We start from the raw sequence: 22,441 nt of genomic DNA, 5'->3' as shown, positions 1-22,441 counted from the left end.
GGCCGGGCCCGACCGGGTGGCGCTCGGCCCGCGAGGCGCCCGTCGTCCTGACGGTGGACGCCGCGGCCATGCACGCGGCCGCGCCTTCCACGAGGCCGCCAACGGCGTCTGGCCTACCACTTGCCGCCCGGCTACCCGTCGGGCTGGCCCACTAGGGCAGGATCTCTACGTACCCGTCCGTTCCGTGCACGCGGATGCGCTGCCCGTCCCGGATCCGCCGGGTTGCGTGCTCCACCCCCACGACGGCCGGCAAGCCGTACTCCCGCGCGATCACCGCGCCATGCGTCATCAGGCCCCCCACCTCCGTCACCAGGCCCCCGATAGCGACGAACAGGGGCGTCCAGCTGGGGTCCGTGTAGGCGGTGACCAGGATGTCGCCCGCTTCGAGCTCGGCCTGTGCCATGTCCAGGATGACGCGGGCCCGCCCCTCGATGGTCCCGGCGGAGACCGGTAAGCCGACCAGCGCGCCGGCCGGCAGATCGCCGCGCCGGTACGCTCCGGCGACGGCCTCGCCATCCGAGGTGAGCACCCGGGGCGGCGTGAGCGCCTGATACGACCTGAACGCGTCCTTGCGCTCGCGGATGAGCCCGTCATCCACCCCGTTCGTGCGCACGACGTCGTGGAGCTCCTGGAACGTGAGGTAGAAGATGTCTTCCTCCTCACGAAGCACGTGGGCCCGCACGAGGCGCTGGGCTTCTTCCATCAAGGCCTGCTTATAGACGAAGTAGCGGCCGACCATGGCGTACTTCGGATACTCCCGGTACCCGCTGAAGGTCCGGACCCGGTCGATCATCCGCTTGGCCTCTTCGGCCTTCCGCTCCCCGTCCGGCAAGGCCCGCAGGCGCTCCAGCAGCTCCTCTTCCTTCTTCCGGGCCTCCTGCCTTCCTCTCTCGAAGCGCCGCCCGCCGGCGCCCGGCTCGAAGCTCTTGACGTTGCCCAGGATGATGGGCACGAGCGTGGTGGGGCGTTCGCTCCAACGCGGCCTCGTGATGTCGATCTCGCCGACGCAGCGCATGCCGTACTTGTCGAGCCAGGCCCGGATGGCGTCCCGCGCTTCCCGCCCGCCCGCGAGCTTGGGCAGCTCGTCCAGGAAGCCCTCGTCCTCGACGTGCTGCAGAAAAGCCACCACGTCCGGATGCGGGCGGATCACGTCCGCGACGTCCAGGAGCGCCAGCCCCATCTCCGACGTGACGTTGTGGGGGACGGACTGCGTTAGCGCGTCGGCCGCGTTCTTCTCGCCCAGCCACGCCTGCAGATTCTCGTTGAGCCACCAGGCGGCCTCCATCCCCGCCATGATCACCCCATGGCTCTGCGGATCGAACAGGATCCGCTTCAGCTTCTGGATGTCCGTCAGGATAAAGTCGAGCAGCGCCGGTCCGGACTCTGTCCGGATGTCTCGCTTCAGGGCGGCGATAGAGGCCTCGCTGCTCGCGATCAGCCCGGCGACGATGGCCGGATCGGTCTCGATCGGGGCCGGGGCGCCGCCCGCCGGCGCCCCGCCGGGATCCTCGTCCGGGAGCGTCGGGATGAAGTCGCCGCGGTCGAGGATGGTCTGCAGCGCGTCTCCGATCAGCGGATCGCCTCTCCCCAGGACCTCCAGGAGGCCTGCGCGGCTCGCGGGCGTTGCCAGGCCCCGGGTGACGTCGACAAACAGCCTCCCGCCGGCCTCGTACATGGGCCGGCCGGCCGTCAGTTGCCACAACGAGAGCCCAGCGGCTTCATGGGGTCGGTCATCATCTGCTGATGGCCGACGGAGACGTAGACGTGGTTCTCCCGGTCGCCGGCCTCGGGGATGGGGAACAGCGTGGTGATCGGCCGGCTCTGGACGATCTGGAAGCCGTCGTCGACCAGGCACCACTCGATGTCCTGGGGGCGGCCGAAGTGCGCTTCGATCCGCCGTCCCAGCCGCACGAGCCGCATGACTTGGCGCTCGGTCAGCGCCGGCTCGTCCTGCCGCTCCGGCTCGATCTCCTGTTCCCGCGTACCGCCTGCCGGCGAGGCGTGGATGGCGAGCCGCTTGGTGGCGACCGCCATGGCGACGACCTCGCCGTCCCGCACCCCGTAGACGTCCGCGTTCACCAGGCCGGAGACCAGGGCCTCGCCGAGGCCGAAGGTGGCCTCCACGCAGGCGACCTTCCGGTTGCCCGTGACGGGATCGGCCGTGAAAAGAGTGCCGGCCGCCCGCGGGAAGACCATCCGCTGCACGACCACGGCCATGCGGACCTTCCGGTGGTCCAGGCCGTTCCGCAGGCGGTAGGTCACGGCCCGCTCGGTGAAGAGCGAGGCCCAGCACCGGCCGACGTGCCGGAGGATCGCCGCCGGCCCCACGACGTTCAGGTACGTGTCCTGCTGGCCCGCGAAGGAGGCCGTCGGCAAGTCCTCCGCCGTCGCGCTGGATCGGACGGCGTAGGCGGCCCCCTCGCCGAGCCGGGCGCTCTGGCGGGTGATCTCCGCCGCCAGATCGTCGGGGATGGCGATCCCTTCGAGGGTCCGTCGGATCTGCGCGCTGAGCGCGGAGATCGCCTCCCGGTCGTCCGGCCCCAGGCGCGACAGACGATCGAGCCGATCGTCGATCGACGGCGCCTCCGCCATGATCCGGCGGAAGGCGTCCGTCGTCACCCAAAAGCCGGCCGGCACGCGGAGGCCTTCGATCCGCGAAAGCTCCCCCAGGTGCGCGCCCTTGCCGCCAACGACCGCGACCTGCATCTGGTCGATCTCCCCGAAACCCAACACGTAGCAGCCCATCCGCTACCTCCCTCGTGTCTCCTCTAGAGAACGTCGCAGCGTCTCGCCGGACCCCCATCCACCATCCTGCTCGAGGAACCGATCCCGAGCGCGCCGCGTCCTCGTACACCTGCTGGATCCACTCGGTCGCGCTCTGGATCGACTGGAGCTTCGGCGCAGCCACATCGTAACCGCTCCACCCCGCAGGCAGGTCCTTGAGGGCATCTATGTTTTCTTGAATATCGACGAGATCGGCGGGTACGACACGAAGGTCACTCTTGCCGGCGACGCAGAGGATGGCGGAGACGCTGGGGTGCGCAGACGGCGCGGCCAGGCGCGGCGATCCCCGCGAGGCGATGGTCGTCCTCGCCGCGCTCGAGCGCGACGCCGGCGGCAGCGCCGAGGCTCTCGCCCACCACGCCCTCGACGACCTCGAGGAGACGCGCAGGGCGATCGACGACGCGGGCGGGGACGAGGATTAAAGGTTTCTCATCGACGTGCCGATAATGACTCCGTAGGGGAAAACGACAAAGGCAAACCCGTCGCGAGGCGGGGACGCAAAGCCACGGGCCTCGGAGGATGGGCGAGGCAGCCGGGCTACCGAAAGGGGTGGTGGGGATGCATGGTCCTCCCCGGGCGTAACGCGCCCGACGACGGGCGAAGAAGAGAAGGGCCGTCCGGCCCGAACTCCGCGCGAGCAAAGAAGAGCATAGGCAAGAAGCCCCGGGGCGCGTGCAGGCGCCGCCGGGACCGTAAATCCACGGAGAACCCACCCACGAAAGGAGCGTTTCCGTGAACGCGACGAGTATACGCAAGAAGGGCACGTCCTTCGGCCTGGGCCTCGCCCTGGCCCTCGCCCTCTCCCTGGCGCTGGCCTCGGCCGCCCTGGCCGCCACGCTGACGGGCACGGCCGGCAACGACAACATCTCCGGCACCGAGGCGGCCGACAACATCTCCGCCCGCGCCGGCAACGACACCGTCTACGGGCTCGGCGCCAACGACACGATCTACGGGGAGGCCGGCTCGGACACCCTCCAGGGCAGCGCCGGGGCCGACCAGGTCAACGGCGGCCCGGACGCCGACCAGGTCTACGGCGGCGCCGACCGCGACGGGCTCTACGGCGGCGACGGCGGCGACACGATCTACGCGGCCAACGACGGCGCGAGCGACTTCGTCAACTGCGGGGCCGGCACCGACACGGCCTACGTGGACGCCACGGACCTCATAGAGGGCGTGTCGCCGACGATCGAGGGCGACCTCTCGCTCTTGACCAGCTGCGAAAGGGTAAGGCTCCTCTAGCGGCCTTCGCACGAGCGGGGCGGGCGGCGAGAATCCGCCCGCCCCGCTCGGTCGGTAGAATGGCGCGCCCTGCTGACCCTGCCCGAGGTCTGCGGGTCCTGCCGCCGCGAGGCGCAGGAGCGGGTAGTCGTGCCGCTGACCGGCAGAAAGAAGAGGGCCGCGGCGGTCTCGTTCCGCGAGAGCGTCGAGCGTCCTCCCTGCGCCCGCCCCGACGTCCAGGACCCGCCAGGAGGCGGGGCGCCACGCGACGGACCCCTCCAAGCACGCCCTCTGGCCGGGGTGAACGTAGGCGAGGAGGCCAGCGAGGCGCCCGGCCGGAGAGGCCCCATAGCCGAACCTGAGGGCCAGGTACCCTTCGCGAACGTATCCCCTTGCCCGGCGGAGGGCGGTCCTCCCAGGGAGCTCGTCCGCCCCGTGGGTCGGTTAGCTCTCGTAGGCGAGGTGCAGGTCCTCAGGGGCGGGCACGGGATCGAGGTGGATCAGGCGGCGCGCCACGCGCTGCTCGTAGGCCCATAAGCCCGAGACGCCCTGCACGGCGGCCCACGAGGCCGCCGTGCAGGATCCTACGGCCCGGGTGCTGACACAGGACGCAAGCCTCGACCTTCTCGGTCCTCATGAGGGTTTCCATACTGCGGATTCTTGCGTATCCGCGCTTGCTCGGTTTCGGGGCAGCCGGAAGCTCGGACTCGTCGGCGAGTAGGATCGGAAAGGCCAGGGAGTTCCGTGGCCGATCTTGGCAGGGACCCCGATAAGCCTTAAACTCTTCCCCCGTGAAATACGATATATCCGATCATTCTGCCGAGGTAGAAGCCTTGCGAGGCCTGGCCGTCCTCAAGGTGGTCCTCGCCCACGTGGCTGGGCAGTGGGCCGCGCTCGTGGGGCTCCCGCTCGTCGTGCCCTTCCTCGGCTTCGACGTGGTGAAAGGCTTGCAGCTTGGGCCGGGCGGGGTGTTCCTGTTCTTCTTCCTTTCCGGCTATCTCCTGACCCGCGTCGAGGAAGGCCGGAAGGAGCGCGGCCCCTACCGGATGCGCTCGTACTTCGCCAGGCGGGCCTTGAGGATCCTCCCGGCGTACTACCTCGCCCTGGCCGTGGTGTGGCTCCTGTGGCCGAAGGAGACGACGGGTTGGGACCTCCTCACGCACGCCTTCTTCGTGCACACCCTGTTCCCGGAGACTACCGCCTCGGCCGACCCGGTGATGTGGTCGCTGGCCTCGGAGGTCGCCTGGTACCTCATCCTCCCGTTCGTGATCGTGCTGGTGCCGCGCTGGTGGCAGAGGGCGCTCCTGCTGGTGGGGCTCCTCGTCGGCGGGCGGGCGATCTACGTACACGCGATGGCCGCCACGCCCGGGCCGGAGGGGGAGCTCTACGCCAACCACCTGCCCACGACGCACCTCTACCTGTTCGCCGGGGGGATGCTGCTGGCCATGCTCGTCGGGCGCTTCGGGGAGCGGCCGGCCCTCGCCACCGCGCTCACGCCGCCGGCCGCGGTCTACCTGTTCGGGTACCCCTACTTCGGGGCAGAGGTCGCCGCCGCGATCCACGTGCCCGCCTGGCTCCTGGTGGATCTGTCGATGGCGGCGTTCTTCTTCGCGGCCGTTGCGGGCAGCCGCATCCTCCGTCCGGTGCTTTCGTTCGCGCCGTTTCGGTTCGTCGGGACGATCTCCTACAGCCTCTTCCTGCTGCACCAGACCGTCCTGGTCCTCCTTGCGTCGAGCTGGTCGGCGGAGTTCGAGGCGTGGGCGACTTCGTCGCCGTGGCTCGCCTTCTCGTGCGCGCTAGCCGCGATCCTGGCCCTCAGCATCCCGGTGGCCTACCTGAGCCACCGGTTCGTCGAGCGGCCGTTCCTGGAGAGGAAGCCCAAGTAGCGCGGTAACGAGAACCCCCCCGACCCCGCCGCGCCCGTGGCGATGGAGCCGGCGGCTCGACGTCTAGCTATTCAGGTAACGTTTCGCGGCGAAGCGCCCGGACCTGTGGAGGTCGGCCGCGAGCTCCGGCGAGAGGCCGACCTCCACAGGTCCGTCCACCCAGGGTGTCTATGGGGACGGTCCTGACGAAGTCGTGCTCCTCCAGGTAGAGCCGGTCGTGCTCCTCGATCATCGTGTCCGCCAGCGCCCGCAGGTAGCCGAGCACCCCCAACTCGTACCCCGTGCCGGGGGCGTCGAAGAGCCACACGGGGAAGTTGCTCGACATCCCACCGTCCGCGACCAGGTGCTCGGCTTCGGTCTCGGGGTTCGTCCACCTCACCGGCTCGAGAAAGAGCGGGATGGACACCTACGTGCAGGGCCGCCGGAGGACGCAGGCAGCGAGCCTGGGGCGCTTCGGGCCGGCGCGAGAGAGGGCCTCGGGGGGCGCGGTCGAAGGGGTTGAGTGGTAAGGAAGTGGTAAACGCCCGACCGGGACGGGGAGGCGCCGGGAGGGAAAACAGCGTTTTGCGGGGAAAACGGGGGCGCGCCCGGTAGGATTCGAACCTACGACCTGCGGATTAGAAGTCCGCTGCTCTATCCGGCTGAGCTACAGGCGCTAGGGTAGGCCCCGGGGGTGGTGCTTCCGGGGACACAGAGCGGGTGAGGGGAATCGAACCCCCATAACCAGCTTGGAAGGCTGGGGCTCTGCCTTTGAGCTACACCCGCGAGCGACCTATCCGTGGTCGGGGCGAGAGGATTTGAACCTCCGACCCCCTGCTCCCAAAGCAGGTGCGCTACCAGGCTGCGCCACGCCCCGTAAGGTCTGCGACGGAGTATACCAGAGCATGTGAGCGCCCCCTAGAGGGCCGCGGCGGGGGCGGCGGCCTCGATCTCTTCTTCGAGGAAGCGGCTGCCGAGGAGGGCGAACTCCTCGGGGTCGGCGCTGCAGATGTAGGTCGAGCGGCCCTCGTCGTCGGGGTGCTTGGGCCTGCGGAGAAAGCCGCGGCGGGAGAGGATGCGGCCGACCTCCAACGCGGTCTGTCCCGCGGAGGAGATGAGGCGCACGCCGGGGCCGAGGATGCGGTTGATGGTGGCCGAGATGAGCGGGTAGTGGGTGCAACCCAGGATCACGGCGTCGACCCGACGCTCCATGAGCGGCGTGAGGTAGCCCGTGGCGACCCTTTCGAGCTCCGGCCCGTCCACGATGCCGCGCTCGATGAGCGGCACGAACGCAGGGCAGGCCTGCTCGTAGACGCTTATGCCGGCGTCGAAGGCGTGGACCGCCCGCCTGTACGCCCCGCTCGTCACCGTCGCCTCCGTCGCCAGAACGCCGGCGCGGCGGTTGCGGGTCTCCAGCGCCGCGGCCCGCGCCCCGGGCTCTATCACTCCGATCACCGGGACGTCGAAGGAGCGCTGCGCCGCCTTCAGCGCCGCGGCCGTCGCGGTGTTGCAGGCGATGACGACCATCTTCACGTCGAGGTCGATCAGGTAGTGGATGATCTCGAAGGCGAACCACCGAACCTCGGTGAGGTCGCGAACGCCGTACGGCACCCTCGCCGTGTCGCCGAAGTAGATCGTATGCTCGTACGGCAGCCTGTCCCGGATCTCCGAGAGCACCGTCAGGCCGCCGACCCCGGAATCGAACACGCCTATGGGCCTGGGATCGCTCACGGCGACGAATTATACCCATTGACCGCCCCCCTTAGCATGCTACTTATGGCACCCGTCCGCGCCGAGCCCGCCCCTTGTCCTATACGCGATAGCGGTTAATATCCGGGCCGTCACCTAAAAGGAAGGAGCTTGCATGCGAGCAGCGGTGATCAACGAACCCAACGGCGGGGTCGCAATAGAGGAGCGCGAGAGGCCGGTACCCGGCCCCGGGCAGGTCTTGATCCGGGTGCGCGCCTGCGGCGTGTGCCACAGCGACCTGAACGTCCTGCAGGGCGCCTTCCCCTTCGCGCAGTACCCCGTCGTGCCGGGCCACGAGGTCGCGGGCGTCGTCGAGGAGGTCGGGGAAGGCGTCGAGTGGCCCCAGGCGGGCGCGAGGGTGGGGATGCCGTGGCTCTACTCCTCCTGCGGCCACTGCGAGCAGTGCACGAGGGGCGAAGAGGTGCTCTGCCAGGTCGCCCCGAACGTCACCGGCGTCACCGTCGACGGCGGCTACGCCGAGTTCATGCTCGCCCCGGCCGCCTACGTCGCCCCGATCCCCGACGCCCTCGACTTCGCCGAGGCGGCCCCGCTCATGTGCGCCGGCCTCACCGTCTACAACGGCCTCAGAAACGCGGGCTTCCAGCCGGGCATGAGGGTAGCCGTGATCGGCCTCGGCGGCCTCGGACACCTCGGCGTCCTCTACGCGAAGGCGATGGGCGCCCGCGTCGCCGTCCTCTCCGGCAGCGCGGACAAGGAGGGTGAGGCGAAGGAGCTCGGCGCGGAGCTGTTCATCAATTCCCGCGAGGGATCGGTCGCGGAGGCCCTCCTCGGCTGGGAGGGCGGCGCGAACGTCATCCTCGCCACCGCCCCGTCAGTCGAGCCGATGACGGCGGCGCTCCCCGGCCTGGCTCCCGACGGCACCCTCGCCGTGCTCGGCGCCGCACCCGGTGAGATCACGGTCTCCCCCATGGACCTGATCGGGGCCCGCCGCCACCTCATGGGCTCCCCCTCGGGCTCCCGCAAGGATGTCCGCGACGCCCTCGAGTTCGCCGCAAAGGCCGGCGTGCGTCCCCTCATCACGACCCGCCCCCTCGAAGCGGCCGGCGACACCCTGAACGAGATGCACGAGGGACGCCTCCGCAACCGCGTCGTTCTGACGATGGAGTAGGCACCCGGTAGAGGCGGACGAGGGAAGGGCCCCGGTCTCTCGACCGGGGCCCTTGTAGTGGAGGCGGCGGGAATCGAACCCGCGTCCGCGAACGTGCTGCCCACGAGATTGTACGAGCGTCGCTCCCAGTTTCGTTTCGCCCGCCTCGACGGACCGGGGCACCGCCGAGAGGCTAGCCCGTTGAGTGTTCCCTACGTGCCCCGGGCCAGGACCCGTAGGGTAAGCCCACTAAAATGAGACCGGTACCCGAGCCGTGGGCTACCCGGACCGATCGGCTACCGTTTTAGTTAGGCAGCCAGAGCCATATCGTTATCGGCGTGTATCTTGTGGTGCCGGCGTTTAACGAGTCTCCAGCAAACTCGGCTCGTCTCGCTAGGCGCTAACCGCTCACGTCGAAGCCGGTACGCCCCCTTGACAACCCGTATTATACCGCGTGAGCGGCCCGCTTCAAACCCCTTGCGGGGCGCCGTCTAGCTCCTCAGACGCTCCTTCATGGCGCGCTCTATCTCGCGGTTCGCCGTCTTCTTGGCGATGTCGCGGCGCTTGTCGTACTCCCTCTTGCGGCTCGCGACGGCGATCTGCAGCTTGATGTTCCCACCCTTGTCGTAGAGCTTCAGGGGGATGATGGTCTTGCCGTCCTCCTGGGCCTTGCCGGTGAGGCGGTCTATCTCCTTGCGGTGCATCAGGAGCTTGCGGTCGCGGGTGGGGAGCTGCTCGCGCTGGCGGGCGTTCTCGTACGGGGAGATGTGCGCCCCGATCAGGAACACCTCGCCGTTCCTGACGCGCACGTAGCTCTCCTTGAGGTTCGCCCGTCCCTCGCGGATGGACTTGACCTCGGGGCCGGTGAGCAGGAGCCCGGCCTCGTACGTCTCCTCCATCGCGAAGTCGTGGTACGCCTTCTTGTTCTGCGCGTACTGCTTGCCGTTCATCGCCTCTTCACCACCCTCAACTCCGCCCGCTGCATCAGCGGCAAAACATCCAACAACTCTACCAGCACCCTGTCCCCGACCTTGTACGAGGCCCCGATGGAGTCGTTCGAGAGCACGACGCCGCTGGGATCCAGCGTCCACCAACCCGGCAGTTTGCTCACGTGCACGAGCCCCGTCGCCCCCGTCTCCAGCTCCACGAAGAGCCCGAACGCCGCGGTGCTCACGACCGTCCCCTCCATCGTCTCCCCGACGCGGTCGCGCATGAGCCACATCAGCGTGTACTGGTCGGCCGTGCGCTCGCAGACCGTGCTCCTCCACTCGCGCTCCGAGACCTCGCCCGCGGCGGCGGTCGTATCCTCCGGCGCCTCCTCCCCGAGGAGCGCCCGGTGCACCAGGACGTCGGAGTAGCGACGGATCGGGCTCGTGAAGTGCGTGTAGTTCTCCAGGGCGAGGCCGTAGTGCCCGAGGCTTGCCGGCGAGTAGAAGGCGCGCGGGAGGGAGCGCAGGATCAGGTAGTTCACCGCGTCGGACTTGGACTGCTGCGAGATCGTGCCGAGGTTCTCCGGCGTCGGCTCGGCCCCGACCCCTATGGCCTCCAGCCGCGTCGCGAGCTTCTCCATGTCCTCTTCGTCCGGCCGCTCGTGCACCCGGTAGACCGCGCCGGGCCTCCCCCGGATCTCGCGGGCCACCGCCTCGTTCGCCAGGATCATGAGCTCCTCGATAAGCTCCCGCGCCGGCGTCGAACGCCGCACCCCGGACGCGACGGGCACGCCCCGCTCGTCCACCTCGTACTCGGGCTCCCGCCCCCCGAGCTCCAGCTTGCCGCGCACGGCCGCCCGGGTCTTCAGCCTGCGCGAGAGCTCGTACGCCGTCCCGACGAGCTCGGGCTCCCGGACCTCGCCCTCCCCGCGCAGGAAGGCGTCCACCCCGCCGTAGGTCAGGCGCGCGTCGCTCCTGATCAAGCTGCGGTACGCCCGGCGGCTCAGCGTCTCACCGGAGGACGAGACCTCCATCTCCACCGTCACGGCCGCCTTCTCCTCGCCCGGCCTGAGGGAGCACGCGTCCTCGGAGAGGGCGCGCGGGAGCATCGGGGCTACGGTCCCGGGGAGGTACACGGAGTTGCCCCGCCTCATCGCCTCCCGGTCGAGCCTCGTCCCCGGCCTCACGTAGTGGGTCACGTCCGCGATGTGGACCCACACGCGGTAGCCGCCCCCGGTGCGCTCTATGGAGATCGCATCGTCGAAATCCTTGGCGTCCGAGCCGTCGATGGTGACGGTCGGCAGCCCACTGAGGTCCTCGCGCTCGCCGACGGGCTTGCGCGCGACGGCGACGGCCTCCTCCTCGACCTTCGGCGAGAAGCTCCGCGAGGTCTCTATCGAGGCGAAAAGGGCGTCGTAGACGTTGCGGGGGTCGTCCGGGGAGCCCAGGACCTTCGTCACCTCGCCGCGCAGCGACCGGCCCTTCTCCCGGACGTTCACGAGCACTATGTCCCCCGCCTCGGCCCCGCGCCGCAACTTGCGCGCGACCAGCACCGGACGCCGCTCCTCGACGAAGAGAGGATCGGCGATCGAGTACTTGCCCCTGCGAACCAGTTGTGCCGGCAAAATCATAGGGAGAGAAGGGGTAGACGAACCAAAAGCATGCCTAGAGTCTACCACCTACGGGACGCGAACTACCGCGCGACCGGCCGTATGGACGCGCCCTCGAGGGCCTCCGGAACGCCTCCCGACGTGCACGATAATGCTCCGTGCGAACGCGACCCCCGGCCTCTCCCGACGGCCTCCCCCTCTCGGGCCGCCGGGAACAAACGGGCGTCCGGGCGCTTGGGGCCCTATACCCTCAAGAACCTGCGCACGGAGACGAAGCTGCCGACGATGCCGATGAGGACGCCGACGGCGATGAGGACGAGCAGGACGAGCAGGGTGTTGACGGCCGAGGAGGAGACGGGGACGAAGGGCAGCGCGCTGCTGGCCCACTCGACAAAGATCGCGTTGCCCCAGACGACGACGAGGGCGGCTATGGTCGCCCCGATCAGGCCCTGCGCCAGCCCCTCGAGCACGAACGGCGTCCGCACGAAGCCGTCCGAGGCGCCGACGAGCTTCATCACCTCGATCTCCTTGCGCCTCGCGAAGATCGAGATCCTGATGGCGTTGGAGATGAGCAGGACGCTCGCCACGAGGAACAGCACCGTCGCCGCCCTGAGCGCCCAGATCACGTACCCCGTGACCTGGTTGAGCTGGCTTATGGTCTGCTGAGGGTAGTTGAGGTTCTCCTCCGAGAAGCCCTCCGCCCTGAGCCGCTCCGCGACGGCGTCCGACGCCTCGGGGTCGGCGAGCCGTATCTCCATGGAGGCCTGCATGATGTCCGGGTCGAGGCCCTCCATGACCTCGGGCTGCTCGCTCAGCATGTCCTTGACGCGGTTGAGCGCCTCGGCCTCGGAGACGAAGACCACCTCCTCGACCTCCGGGTAGCCCTCGACCTGCCTGCGGTCCTGGTCTATCTGCTCCCGGGTCACGTCCTCCGGGAAGAACGCGGTTATGGCGACGTCCTTGCCCACCCCGCGCAGGATGCCCTCGACGTGGGCGCTGACGAGGAGGCCGACCCCGAGGACGAGGACGCAAACCGCCGTCGTCGTCACCGCCGTCACGCTCATCAGCGCGTTCAGGCGCATGTTCTTCGCCGCCTCGCGCAGGAAGAACCCCAGGTTAAACCTCATTCGCGTAGCCCCCCTTCACCATGTCGCGCACGACGCGCCCGTCTTCGAGCGCCACGACGCGCTTGCGCATGACGTCCACCATCTCCCGGTCGTGGGTCGCGACGAGGACCGTGGTGCCGATGCGGTTGATCCTGTGCAGAAGCTGCATGATCCCGACCGACGTGTCCGGGTCAAGGTTGCCGGTCGGCTCGTCGGCGATGAGGATCGGGGGCTGCCCCACAAACGCCCGGGCGATCGAGACGCGCTGCTGCTCGCCGCCCGAGAGCTGGTCCGGGTACTTCTCCGCTTGCTCCCCGAGCCCGACGAGGTCCAGAATCTGGGGGACCTTCACCCTGATCGCCCGGCGCTTCTGGCCGGTCACCTCCATCGCGTACGCGACGTTCTCGGCGGCGGTCTTGTTCGGCAGGAGCTTGAAGTCCTGAAAGACGCAGCCGATCGAACGGCGGTGCCTGGGCACGCTCCGGCGCGGAATCCCCGAGAGCCGCACCCCGTTCACGGTGATCGAGCCGGCGGAGGGCTCGAGCTCCTTGAGGATCAGGCGGACCATCGTCGACTTGCCGGAGCCCGAGGCGCCGACGAGGAAGACGAACTCACCCGGGTCTATGCCCAGGTCGACGTGGTCCAGGGCCACGGAGTCCTTGCCGTAGACCTTGGTGACGTTGTTGAAGTTGATCAATGCGCTCTCCAGACGTGGCGCGGCGGGCAGAGGTAGGTGGCGTTCCCGGATCTGCCGGCGCCGCTGTAACGGTCCCGCAGCGTATTCTGTGTTCGGAGGGCCATCGACGCCTACCACGGCCGGCCGAGCTCCCCCTCCAGGACCCCTTGGGCCGCCGCGAACGATAGCAAAGGTGCTACGGGGGATCAACCGCTCCCCCCACGGGAAGCTCCCCGAGCTCTCCCGTGAGCACGACCCGGTCCTCCAGAAGCTCGGCGCCGGTCACGACGCTCCCGCCGTACTGCTCGCCCAGGGCATACGTAAAGCTCGTCCCCTCGAGAAGCTGCCCGGTTAGGTCCTCCGGCAGCGTCGTCCCGAACGCCTCCACCCGGGAAGGCACGAAGACGAGCGCGCCGTCCTGTACCTCGACGCCCCCCTCCACGCCGACGGGAACCGGGAACCCGAGCACGGCGACCTCGGAGCCCACGAGGGCGCTCCCCTCCCGCAGGTCGACCCCCGTGACCGGAAACGACGAGACCTGGGAGGTCGCGATGCGGTTCACCTCCGCCTCCGAGAGCTCCACGCGCAGACCGCCCGTCACCGGCGCCTCGGTCCGCAGCGCTCCGCCGCGGACGCTACCCGTGACGTCCACGTCGAAAGGGTCCAGGTCTATCGCTACCTCTTCAGGGCTCACGTTGCCCGCCACGGAAGGGGGCAGGCTCACGCGCCCGTCCGAGAACTCCCCGAGCAGCATGAAGGGGGCCGGCTCGCTCGTGAGGTCAACCTCGGGCGTCTCCGCGAGGCCGAGGCGGTCCTGCACGTTGCGGGCCACGTAGCCCTCCACCAGGGGCGGCAGGACGGTGTACGTGCCGACGACGAGGACGGCCCCCACGAGCAGCACGAAGCCCAGGGTCCTGCCAACGAAGCTAAACAGCGGTGCGGCTCTTGAGGTAGGCGTAGATCAGGGCGTCGAGGTCGCCGTCGAGGACGCGGTCGACGTCGGCGGTCCCTTCGCCGTTGCGGTGGTCCTTGACCATCTTGTAGGGATGCAGGACGTAGGAGCGTATCTGCGAGCCCCACTCGATGTCCGCCTTCTCCCCGCTCTGCGCCGCGATCTCGCGCTGGCGCTTCTCGCGTTCGAGCTCGAAGAGGCGCGCCCGGAGGACCCGCATCGCGACCTCGCGGTTCTGGTGCTGGCTCCGCTCGTTCTGGCACTGCACCACGATGCCGGTCGGGAGGTGCGTGATCCTCACCGCCGAGTCCGTCTTGTTGACGTGCTGCCCGCCCGCCCCGGAGGCGCGGTACGTGTCGACCTTCAGGTCCTTCTCGTCGACCTCGACCTCCACCGCGTCCCCCACGACCGGCGCGACCGCGACGGAGGCGAAGCTCGTGTGGCGCCTGCCGCCGGCGTCGAACGGGCTGATGCGCACGAGCCGGTGGACGCCCCGCTCCGCCGAGAGCAACCCGAAGGCGAACTCCCCGGAGATGGAGTAGGTGGCGCTCTTGATGCCGGCCTCCTCCCCCTCGGTGTACTCGATGGTCTCCAGGGAGTACCCGCGCCGCTCCGCCCACCTGCGGTACATCCGGGCGAGCATCTCGGCCCAGTCCTGAGAGTCCACGCCGCCGGCGCCGGAGTTTATGGTGAGGATCGCCGGCCCCTCGTCGTACTCGCCGGAGAAGAGCCGCGCCACCTCCTGCTCCTCCAGCACCCGCTCGATCCGCCCGAGCTCCTCGCCGACCTCGCCCAGCAGCTCCGCGTCCCCCTCGGAGAGCTCCAGGATCTCCCCGGTGTCGTCGAGGCGCGCGCGCAAGTCTTCGAGCAGCTTGAGCCGGTTCTGGACGCGCGAGAACTCCCCGGAGATCTCGCGGGCCTCCTCCTGGTCGTCCCAGAACCCCGGACGGCTCATCTCGCCGGAGAGCTTCTCCGACGATCGCCTGAGCCCCTCGACGTCGAAGAAGTCCTCGAGCTCCGCCAGGCGCCCCTCGAGCTCGACCGCCTTTTCGTTCAGCTCCGCCACTACTTCCCGTCGCCGTCTACCGAGCCCGTGCCGGGGAACGAGGCGCCCGCCTCCGAGGCATCGGGGACGGGGGACGCGGCGGCGCCGCCGGACGTCCCCGCGCTCCCGGCAGCGGCCGCGCCCGCGGTGGCCGCGGGGTTGGGGTTCTGGGCCATCATGCGCTGGTGCTCGGGGGTGTTCGCCATCCCGCACTTCTTGAACTTCTTGCCGGAGCCGCACGGGCACGGGTCGTTCCGGCCGACCTTCGAGGCGTCGACCCTCCGCGGGCTCTTGGGGCGCTGGCTCGGCTCCTCGCCGCCGCCCGAGTAGGAGAGCTGCTCCTGGGCCGGCTCCTCGCGCAGCTTCACGTTCTCGACGTGGTAGATGTAGGTGACGTAGTCCTGCTTCAGGCCGGCCTCCATCTCCGTGAACATGTCGAAGCCCTCGCGCTTGTACTCGACGAGCGGGTCGCGCTGGGAGAGTCCCCGCCAGCCGATGCCGTCGCGCAGGTTCTCCATCTCGTAGAGGTGCTCGCGCCAGCGCGAGTCGATGATCGAGAGCAGGGTGCGCCGCTCGGCCTCCTCGAAGGAGTGGATGCCGTCCGTGCGGATCAGGCTGCGCTTCTCGAGCTCGTCCGTCCGCTCCCGCCACTCGGCCTGGCGCTCCTCGAGCTTCTGCCGGGCGTCCTCCAGCACCATCTCGAGCATCCCGTCCGAGTCGAGGCTCTCGCGGTCGAGCGCCTTGAAGTCGATCGAGCTCGGGTAGAAGCGGCGGACCTCGGCGGAGAGGGTCTCCATGTCCCAGTTCTCCGGGTAGTCGTCGCGGGTGTGGGTGAGGACGACGTCCGTGAGGACCTCCTCGGCGTAGCCCCACGTGTCCACCTCGCCGCCCATGAGGATGTCGCGCCGGAGCGCGTAGATCACCTCGCGCTGCTTGTTGAGGACGTCGTCGTACTCGAGGATGCGCTTCCTGGTCTGGAAGTTCTGGCTCTCGACCTGCTCCTGCGCGCGCCTCACCGAGCCCGAGATCATGCCGGCCTCGATCGGCACGTCCTCCTCTAGCCCGATGCGGTCGATGACCGCCTGCATCCTGGTCCCGCCGAAGCGGCGCATCAGGTCGTCCTCGAACGAGAGGTAGAAGCGCGACTCGCCGGGGTCGCCCTGACGGCCCGACCGTCCGCGAAGCTGGTTGTCGATGCGGCGCGACTCGTGGCGCTCGGTGCCGAGGACGTAAAGCCCCCCGGCCTCGTGGACCCCCTCGCCGAGCTTGATGTCCGTCCCTCGGCCGGCCATGTTCGTCGCGATCGTGACGGCGCCCTTCTCGCCGGCGGCCACGATCGTCTCGGCCTCGCGCTCGTGCTGCTTGGCGTTCAGCACGGCGTGCGGGATCCTGCGCTTCTTGAGCAGGCCCGAGAGGTGCTCGGAGACCTCGACCGAGACGGTACCGACGAGGACGGGCTGTCCGGCCTTGTGGCGCTCGGCGATGTCCTCGACGGCGGCCTCGTACTTCGCCTTCCTGGAGCGGTAGACGAGGTCGTCCTTGTCCATCCGGACCATCTCGCGGTGCGTCGGGACGGAGACGACGGCCATCTTGTAGATGTGCATGAACTCGTCGGCCTCGGTGGCGGCGGTGCCGGTCATGCCCGCGAGCTTGTCGTACTGGCGGAAGAAGTTCTGGATCGTGATGGTCGCGACGGTCTGGTTCTCCTCCCGGATCTGCACCCCCTCCTTGGCCTCGATGGCCTGGTGCAGCCCCTCGGAGTAGCGCCTCCCCTCCAAGACGCGCCCCGTGAACTCGTCGACGATGAACACCTGCCCGTCGCGCACGATGTACTCGTTGTCGTTGCGGTACAGCGCGTGCGCCCGCAGCGCCTGGTTGAGGTGGTTGACGAGGTTCGTGTTGACGTCGTCGTAGAGGTTCTCCACGCCCAGGGCCTTCTCGACTTTTTCCACGCCCGCCTCGGTCGGCGCTACTTGCCGCTTCTTCTCGTCGACCTCGTAGTCCTCGCCCTCCTCGAGGCGCGGGACGATCGCCGCGAAGCGGTAGTAGGTGTCGGCGGCGCTCTCGGGGAGGCCGGAGATTATGAGCGGGGTCCGGGCCTCGTCGATGAGGATGGAGTCGACCTCGTCGACGATGGCGTAGTTGAGCTCGCGCTGGACGAGGTTCTCCACGCTGGTCGCGATGTTGTCGCGCAGATAGTCGAAGCCGAACTGGGCGTTGGTCCCGTAGGTGATGTCCGCCCCGTAGGCCACCTTCCGGTCCGCGGGGACCATGCCGTCCTGGATGAGGCCGACGGTGAGCCCGAGGAACTTGTAGACCTCGCCCATCCATCCCGCGTCGCGGCGCGCCAGGTAATCGTTGACGGTCACGACGTGCACACCCTTGCCCGAGAGCGCGTTCAGGTACACGGGCATGGTCGCGGCGAGCGTCTTCCCCTCGCCGGTCTTCATCTCGGCGATCTTGCCCTCGTGCAGCACGATGCCGCCCATGACCTGGACGTCGAAGGGCCGCATCCCGAGCGCCCGCCTGGACGCCTCGCGAACCACCGCGAAGGCCTCATACAAAATGTCTTCGAGGGTCTCGCCCCCTTCGAGCCTCCCGCGGAACTCGTCGGTCTTCGCCGCGAGCTCCTCGTCGGAGAGCTTCTCGACCCCGGGCTCGAAGGCGTTGACGGCCTCGACGCCCCTCTGGAGCGCCTTGACCTTGCGCCCCTCGCCCATGCGCAAGATTCTGGTAAGCAGGTTAGCCAAAGTAAGGATCCTCGCTCGGCGAAACGGCGCCCGAAGTGGCGCCCCGCCGTCTCGTTTATCTCGCGGGCTCTATAAGCCCGAAGTCGCCATCGCGACGCCTGTACAACACATTTATATCACCCGTCTCGGCACTCGTGAACACGAAGAAGTCGTGGTCGAGGAGCTCCATATGCATGGCCGCTTCCTCTGGCCCCATGGGCTTCATCTGGAACTGCTTGGTGCGCACGATGCGCGCCCCGAGGTCGGTGACCGCCTCCTCCTCGTCGACGGCCTCGGCCCCGGACGGCGGCGCGTCGGCGGCGGTCTTGCGCGCCCTCTGGCCCTGCCAGCGGTCGATCTGGCGTCCCCTGTAGCGCCGGACCTGTCGTATGAGCTTGTCGGCCATCAGGTCGATGGAGGCGTACATGTCCGCCGAAGCCTCCCGCGCCTTCATCACCGTCCCGCCGACGAAGAGCGTCGCGTCGGCGACCTCGGGCTGGCCTATCGCGGGGTTGCGCTCGTGCAAGAGCTCGACCTCGACCCTCGACGCGCTCCCCCCGTCGTCGAAGAACTTGGCGACGCGCTCGACCTTCTCCCTCGCGTACCTCTCCAGGGCCTCCGTCACCGGGATGTTCCGCCCCTTGATCGCCACGTCCATGCTCTGGCCTCCTTCGTCGGCCGCCTCCGGCCCTCGGCCCCCGGCGGTCGACCCTTGGCTTCTCCTCAGCGCTACCGCGATGGTCTGCAGTTCGCCCTCTCCCCGAGCCGCCTCCCTCTCGTCGCGCCCCGCGTGTCCCCGGACGAGAGACCGCGAAGGCGCTTCAACACGTCCTGCAAAGGGTCAGGGCGTGGACCTCCCTCGTGCCCGACGTCTTGAGCACCCGCGCGCACTCGTTCAGGGTCGCGCCGGTCGTCATGACGTCGTCCACGAGAAGCACGCTTCCTGCCACGGGGCCCCGCGCATCGAACGCCCCGGCCACGTTCTCGCGCCGCTCGGGCGCCGCAAGCTCGACCTGATCCCTCGTCCCTCTCACCGCCCGAAGTTTATCCAAAAAGGGCGCCCCGATCCTCCCGGCCACGGCGCGCCCCATGAGCTCGGCCTGGTTGAACCCCCTCTTCGCGAGCCGCGCCCGGTGCAGGGGCACGGCCACGACGGCGTCGAAGCGCATCCCCGCGAGGCTCCCCGCCATCAGCGGCGCCATCAACCTCTCCACGACGCGCCTGTACCCCTCGTACTTCAGCGCGTGTACCGCCCCCTTCCCCACGCCCTCGTACCGCAACGGCGCCCGGGCCCCGTCGAAGGCCAACTCGACCGTGCGGCAACCGTCGCACCCGTAGACCTCGAACGCCGTCGGCAGCCCGCACCGCCCGCACGTGGGCGGCGAGATCTCCGGCAGCGCCTCGAAGCAAGTTCGGCACAGAACGTCGCTCGACCGGCGCGAGCACCCGACGCACCGCTGAGGGTAAAAGAGGTCCGCGAGGACTTCGGCGTACGGCTTCAGCACCAACCCGAGCCCCTGGGCTACCCGAAGACGTCGGCGACGGGCATCGAGAAGCCGGGGACCACCGAGCCTACGTCGAGCACGTCCCCCTCGGTGAGAACCCTTATCTCCGTCCGCGAGGAACGCACCGAGACGGTCCTCGTCCGCGGCTCCACCACCACGACGGCGCGGGCCCCGGCCTCGAGCCAGGAGGCGACCTCCTCCTCCACGCCGGCATAGGAGTCGTTCGGCGAGACCACTTCTACTACGAGGTCTGGGGCGCCCGGCCAGTACCCCTCTACCTCACCGACCTCCTCGACCCGCTCGCGACGCACGAAAGACGCGTCGGGGGCGCGTACGGTATCGGGGTTGCTCGCAATCTTGAAACCCGTCTCGGCGGCGAACATAAGGCCCAGACCATTGTCGCGCACGTACCGGTCCAATGGGGTGGTTATGTTAAGGATTATCCTCCCGTGAACGTTCCCTGCCGGGGTCATCTCCCGCACCTCTCCCTCGACCAACTCCCGCCGGACGCCGTCTTCGGGCATCGTCAACAGCTCTTCGGCGGTGACCGGTCTTTGCGCTACGGTCATGGAGGTACCTCTCGGCTCTGGGTCCTTGGGGCAGCATTCTATCCGCCCTCGCAGTCCCCGAACAACCGCGATGGTGCCCTAGAAGCTCATGCTCCTCGGGGGTAGGACCACGCCGGGGTTGATGCGCACGCCCTGGTCGAGGACGTTCCCCTCGCCGACGACGCAGCCCGCGCCGAGGACCGAGAGGCCCCGCACGATCGCGTCCTGGCCGACCCGCGCGTTCGGCCCGATGATAGAGCCGCGAACCACCGCGCCCGGCTCCACCTCGGCCCCGTCGAAGAGGATGCTCCCCTCGACGACCGCCCCCTCGCCGACGACGCACCCGCGCCCGAGGGCGGAGCGGCCCCCGATCGTGGCGCTCCTCCCGAGGACGCACCCGGCGGCCACCGAGACGGGCGGCAGGATCTTGACGCCCTTCGCCCGGCCGGTGGAGGGGTCGACCTCCAGGAACTCGAAGCCCTCGCCCGCCCCGACCGCGCCCGAGAGCACGTCCTGGGAGGCGGCGAGGTAGCTCCGCGGCGTCCCGATGTCCCGCCAGTAGGAGCTGGAGACGTACGCCCCGAGGAGCCCCTCGGCCTGGAGGCGCGGGAAGATCTCCCGCTCGATCGAGACCTCGCGGCCAGCCGGAATCCTCGCGAGCACCTCGGGCTCCATCACGTAGATGCCGGCGTTGACCAGGTTCGTCGTCACCTCGTCGGCGGCCGGCTTCTCGAGGAAACGGCGGACCTTCATGTCGTGGTCGACCTCGACGAGCCCGTAGGCCGTCGGGTCCTCCACGCTCGTTAGCACGATGGTCGCCAGGGCCCCCGAGGCCTCGTGCGCCTCGATCGCCTCGCGCAGGTTCGCCCCGCTCAGGACGTCCCCGTTCACCACGACGAGCGGCCCCCCGTCGAGGTAGCCCTCGGCGTTCTTGATCCCGCCGGCGGTCCCGAGCGGCCGGTCCTCGACCGCGTAATCTATGGAGAACCCTTCGAGGTCCTGGCCGTCGAAGTAGCTCTGGATAGGGTCCGGCAGGTACCCGAGGGAGAGCACCGCGCCCGAGAGCCCCCCGGCCTTCAGGAAGTCGAACATGTAGCCCATGAACGGGCGGTTCCTCAGGGGAACCATCGCCTTCGGCACGTCGTACGTGATCGGCCGAAGCCTGCTGCCCTGCCCACCGACGAGAACTATAGCCTTCATGGACCGGTTACCCTACAGCAAGCCCGACCGCTCCGCCAGGGCGGAGAGCGGCCCGATGAAGAGACCGAACACGGTCGTGGCGATAGCCAGGGCGTAGACGCAGAACAGGACGATCCCCGTCCCCTTCGGCTCCTCTGCCCCCGTGACCGGGTCCTCGAAGAACATGTTGCGGATGATGCCGAAGTAGTACGGGACCGAGAGGACGCTGTTTATCACGAGGGCGCCGACCACGATGTAGGTAGCGGCCGAGGCGGCCTGCACGCCCGCGAAGATCACCCACGCCTTCCCGAAGAACCCGCTGAAGGGCGGTATCCCCACCAGCGCCGCCATAAACACCGCCATGCAAGCCGCCACGCCCGGCCTGGAGCGGAAGAGCCCGTTGAAGCTCTTGCCGTCCTCGCCGACGAGGTCGATCACGAAGAACGCCCCGAGGTTCATTATGGTGTACGCGGCCATGTAGATGAGGACGGCCTGCACCGCGGTGTCCAGCCCCGCCCCCCTGAGCGCCGCGAACGCGCCGAGGATGTAGCCCGAGTGGGCGATGGAGCTGTAGGCCAGCATCCTCCGCACGTTGCGCTGCCTCAGGGCGAGGAGGTTGCCGACGAACATCGTCAGCACGGCGAGAAACGCCATCACCGACGTCCACGTCGGGGCCGCGTCGGGCATCCCCTCGAGGAGGACGCGCAGCAGGATCGCGAACGTCGCGGCCTTGGGCGCCACCGAGAGGAAGGCCGCCGCGCTCGTCGGCGCCCCCTGGTAGGCGTCCGGGGTCCAGAAGTGGAAGGGCGCCGCCGAGAGCTTGAAGGCGAAGCCCGAGATCAGGAGCACCAGCCCGAGGAGCGCGACCGGCGAGAGGCTGCCCGAGAACGCCTGACCGACGTCCGCGAGGTTCGCGGAGCCGGAGGCGCCGTAGATCAGGACGATCCCGTAGAGCAGGATCGAGGACGCCATCACCCCCGTCAGGAGGTACTTCATCCCCCCCTCCGAGCTCTCCCGCCGGCGCCGATCGAAGGCGACGAGCGCGTACGAGGGGATCGTCGCGAGCTCTATCGCCACGAAGAGGCCGAAGAGGTCGCGCATCGAGACGAGCATCATCGCCCCGACCGCCACGGCTAGTATGAGCATCAGGTACTCGGGCGCGTCACCCGTGCGCCCCGACCAGCGTATCGCCGCCAGGATCGCGAAGAGCGCCGAGAAGGCCACGATGAGCTTGAAGTAGAGCGCGAACGCGTCGACCACGTACGCGTTGCCGAGGAACTCCCCCTCGAAGCCCGCCGCCAGGAGCACCGCTGCGGTGACGAAGGTCGAGATCGCGCCGAGGACGGCGAGACCGGCGACGAGGCCCTTGGAGTTCGGGGCGAAGACCCCGACCATCAACACGACCATCGAGAACAAAAACGCCACGATCTCGGGCTCA

18 protein-coding genes, 3 tRNA genes, 1 other RNA gene, 1 pseudogene and 1 riboswitch are annotated in these 22,441 nt (G+C 69.0%); of the genes and pseudogenes, 4 read left to right on the top strand and 19 right to left on the bottom strand.

Annotation, left to right across the window (positions count from 1 at the left end; genetic code table 11):
• Positions 1–151 precede the first annotated feature (151 nt).
• A pseudogene (rph, locus tag GBA65_RS26335) lies at positions 152–2,745 on the bottom strand (rifamycin-inactivating phosphotransferase).
• 257 nt (positions 2,746–3,002) lie between these two features.
• On the opposite strand from rph, the gene GBA65_RS09870 reads away from it, so the two are divergent.
• The 3 genes from GBA65_RS09870 to GBA65_RS09860 all read left to right on the top strand — a co-directional run bounded on the left by GBA65_RS09870 (position 3,003) and on the right by GBA65_RS09860 (position 5,888).
• A complete protein-coding gene (locus tag GBA65_RS09870; RefSeq protein ID WP_166396418.1) occupies positions 3,003–3,206 on the top strand; it encodes a hypothetical protein in 204 nt (67 codons plus the stop codon).
• Between the two features lie 40 nt (positions 3,207–3,246).
• A riboswitch (cyclic di-GMP riboswitch) is annotated at positions 3,247–3,329 on the top strand.
• A 187-nt stretch (positions 3,330–3,516) separates the two neighbouring features.
• The gene (locus GBA65_RS09865; protein WP_166396417.1) at positions 3,517–4,023 is read left to right on the top strand and encodes a calcium-binding protein; all 507 of its coding nucleotides are present in this window, start codon (positions 3,517–3,519) and stop codon (positions 4,021–4,023) included.
• Positions 4,024–4,835: 812 nt separating this feature from the next.
• Positions 4,836–5,888 carry an acyltransferase family protein gene (locus GBA65_RS09860; RefSeq protein ID WP_166396416.1) on the top strand — a complete coding sequence of 351 codons (1,053 nt, stop codon included), beginning with the start codon at positions 4,836–4,838 and terminating at the stop codon, positions 5,886–5,888.
• A gap of 67 nt (positions 5,889–5,955) precedes the next feature.
• Here GBA65_RS09860 and GBA65_RS09855 read toward each other — a convergent pair whose 3' ends face one another.
• The 5 genes from GBA65_RS09855 to murI all read right to left on the bottom strand — a co-directional run bounded on the left by GBA65_RS09855 (position 5,956) and on the right by murI (position 7,598).
• The gene (locus GBA65_RS09855; protein ID WP_166396415.1) at positions 5,956–6,294 is read right to left on the bottom strand and encodes a hypothetical protein; all 339 of its coding nucleotides are present in this window, start codon (positions 6,292–6,294) and stop codon (positions 5,956–5,958) included.
• Between the two features lie 176 nt (positions 6,295–6,470).
• Positions 6,471–6,544, bottom strand: a tRNA-Arg gene (locus tag GBA65_RS09850).
• A gap of 38 nt (positions 6,545–6,582) precedes the next feature.
• A tRNA-Gly gene (locus GBA65_RS09845) sits at positions 6,583–6,653 on the bottom strand.
• Positions 6,654–6,667: 14 nt separating this feature from the next.
• A tRNA-Pro gene (locus tag GBA65_RS09840) sits at positions 6,668–6,744 on the bottom strand.
• Between the two features lie 41 nt (positions 6,745–6,785).
• Positions 6,786–7,598: a glutamate racemase gene (gene murI, locus GBA65_RS09835; protein WP_166396414.1), complete on the bottom strand. Its 813-nt coding sequence runs from the start codon at positions 7,596–7,598 to the stop codon at positions 6,786–6,788.
• Between the two features lie 133 nt (positions 7,599–7,731).
• Between murI and GBA65_RS09830 the strand changes: the two genes are divergently transcribed.
• Positions 7,732–8,745 carry an alcohol dehydrogenase catalytic domain-containing protein gene (locus tag GBA65_RS09830; protein ID WP_166396413.1) on the top strand — a complete coding sequence of 338 codons (1,014 nt, stop codon included), beginning with the start codon at positions 7,732–7,734 and terminating at the stop codon, positions 8,743–8,745.
• A 55-nt stretch (positions 8,746–8,800) separates the two neighbouring features.
• Here the strand turns inward: GBA65_RS09830 and ssrA are convergent.
• The 13 genes from ssrA to GBA65_RS09765 all read right to left on the bottom strand — a co-directional run bounded on the left by ssrA (position 8,801) and on the right by GBA65_RS09765 (position 22,428).
• Positions 8,801–9,156, bottom strand: a transfer-messenger RNA (tmRNA) gene (gene ssrA / locus GBA65_RS09825).
• A 59-nt stretch (positions 9,157–9,215) separates the two neighbouring features.
• Positions 9,216–9,674 carry an SsrA-binding protein SmpB gene (smpB, locus tag GBA65_RS09820; RefSeq protein WP_166396412.1) on the bottom strand — a complete coding sequence of 153 codons (459 nt, stop codon included), beginning with the start codon at positions 9,672–9,674 and terminating at the stop codon, positions 9,216–9,218.
• Complete coding sequence (locus tag GBA65_RS09815; protein ID WP_166396411.1) at positions 9,671–11,278, bottom strand: ribonuclease R family protein; 1,608 nt, start codon at positions 11,276–11,278, stop codon at positions 9,671–9,673. The genes smpB and GBA65_RS09815 overlap by 4 nt, the downstream gene beginning before the upstream one ends.
• Positions 11,279–11,505: 227 nt before the next feature.
• Entirely contained in the window at positions 11,506–12,390 is an 885-nt protein-coding gene (locus GBA65_RS09810; RefSeq protein WP_166396410.1) for a cell division protein FtsX, read from the bottom strand.
• Positions 12,380–13,066, bottom strand: coding sequence for a cell division ATP-binding protein FtsE (gene ftsE / locus GBA65_RS09805; protein WP_166396409.1), 687 nt, complete (start codon positions 13,064–13,066; stop codon positions 12,380–12,382). The genes GBA65_RS09810 and ftsE overlap by 11 nt, the downstream gene beginning before the upstream one ends.
• A 175-nt stretch (positions 13,067–13,241) precedes the next feature.
• Positions 13,242–13,946, bottom strand: a complete 705-nt coding sequence (locus GBA65_RS09800) for an LmeA family phospholipid-binding protein (RefSeq protein ID WP_166396408.1) — start codon at positions 13,944–13,946, stop codon at positions 13,242–13,244.
• 25 nt (positions 13,947–13,971) lie between these two features.
• Positions 13,972–15,063, bottom strand: a complete 1,092-nt coding sequence (prfB, locus tag GBA65_RS09795; RefSeq protein ID WP_166396407.1) for a peptide chain release factor 2 — start codon at positions 15,061–15,063, stop codon at positions 13,972–13,974.
• Entirely contained in the window at positions 15,063–17,762 is a 2,700-nt protein-coding gene (gene secA / locus GBA65_RS09790) for a preprotein translocase subunit SecA (protein ID WP_407691085.1), read from the bottom strand. The genes prfB and secA overlap by 1 nt, the downstream gene beginning before the upstream one ends.
• Before the next feature lie 85 nt (positions 17,763–17,847).
• Positions 17,848–18,429, bottom strand: coding sequence for a ribosome hibernation-promoting factor, HPF/YfiA family (gene hpf / locus GBA65_RS09785; RefSeq protein WP_166396406.1), 582 nt, complete (start codon positions 18,427–18,429; stop codon positions 17,848–17,850).
• A 163-nt stretch (positions 18,430–18,592) separates the two neighbouring features.
• The gene (locus GBA65_RS09780) at positions 18,593–19,276 is read right to left on the bottom strand and encodes a ComF family protein (protein WP_228281952.1); all 684 of its coding nucleotides are present in this window, start codon (positions 19,274–19,276) and stop codon (positions 18,593–18,595) included.
• Positions 19,277–19,293: 17 nt separating this feature from the next.
• The gene (locus GBA65_RS09775) at positions 19,294–19,845 is read right to left on the bottom strand and encodes a Uma2 family endonuclease (protein ID WP_166396404.1); all 552 of its coding nucleotides are present in this window, start codon (positions 19,843–19,845) and stop codon (positions 19,294–19,296) included.
• 78 nt (positions 19,846–19,923) lie between these two features.
• Complete coding sequence (locus tag GBA65_RS09770) at positions 19,924–21,024, bottom strand: nucleotidyltransferase family protein (RefSeq protein ID WP_166396403.1); 1,101 nt, start codon at positions 21,022–21,024, stop codon at positions 19,924–19,926.
• A gap of 12 nt (positions 21,025–21,036) precedes the next feature.
• The gene (locus GBA65_RS09765) at positions 21,037–22,428 is read right to left on the bottom strand and encodes an NADH-quinone oxidoreductase subunit N (protein ID WP_166396402.1); all 1,392 of its coding nucleotides are present in this window, start codon (positions 22,426–22,428) and stop codon (positions 21,037–21,039) included.
• Positions 22,429–22,441 lie beyond the last annotated feature (13 nt).

This window comes from Rubrobacter marinus (genome assembly GCF_011492965.1).
Classification (GTDB): domain Bacteria; phylum Actinomycetota; class Rubrobacteria; order Rubrobacterales; family Rubrobacteraceae; genus Rubrobacter_F; species Rubrobacter_F marinus.
The sequence above is the reverse complement of the archived record's forward strand: the minus strand, read 5'-3'. Positions and strand labels throughout refer to the sequence as shown.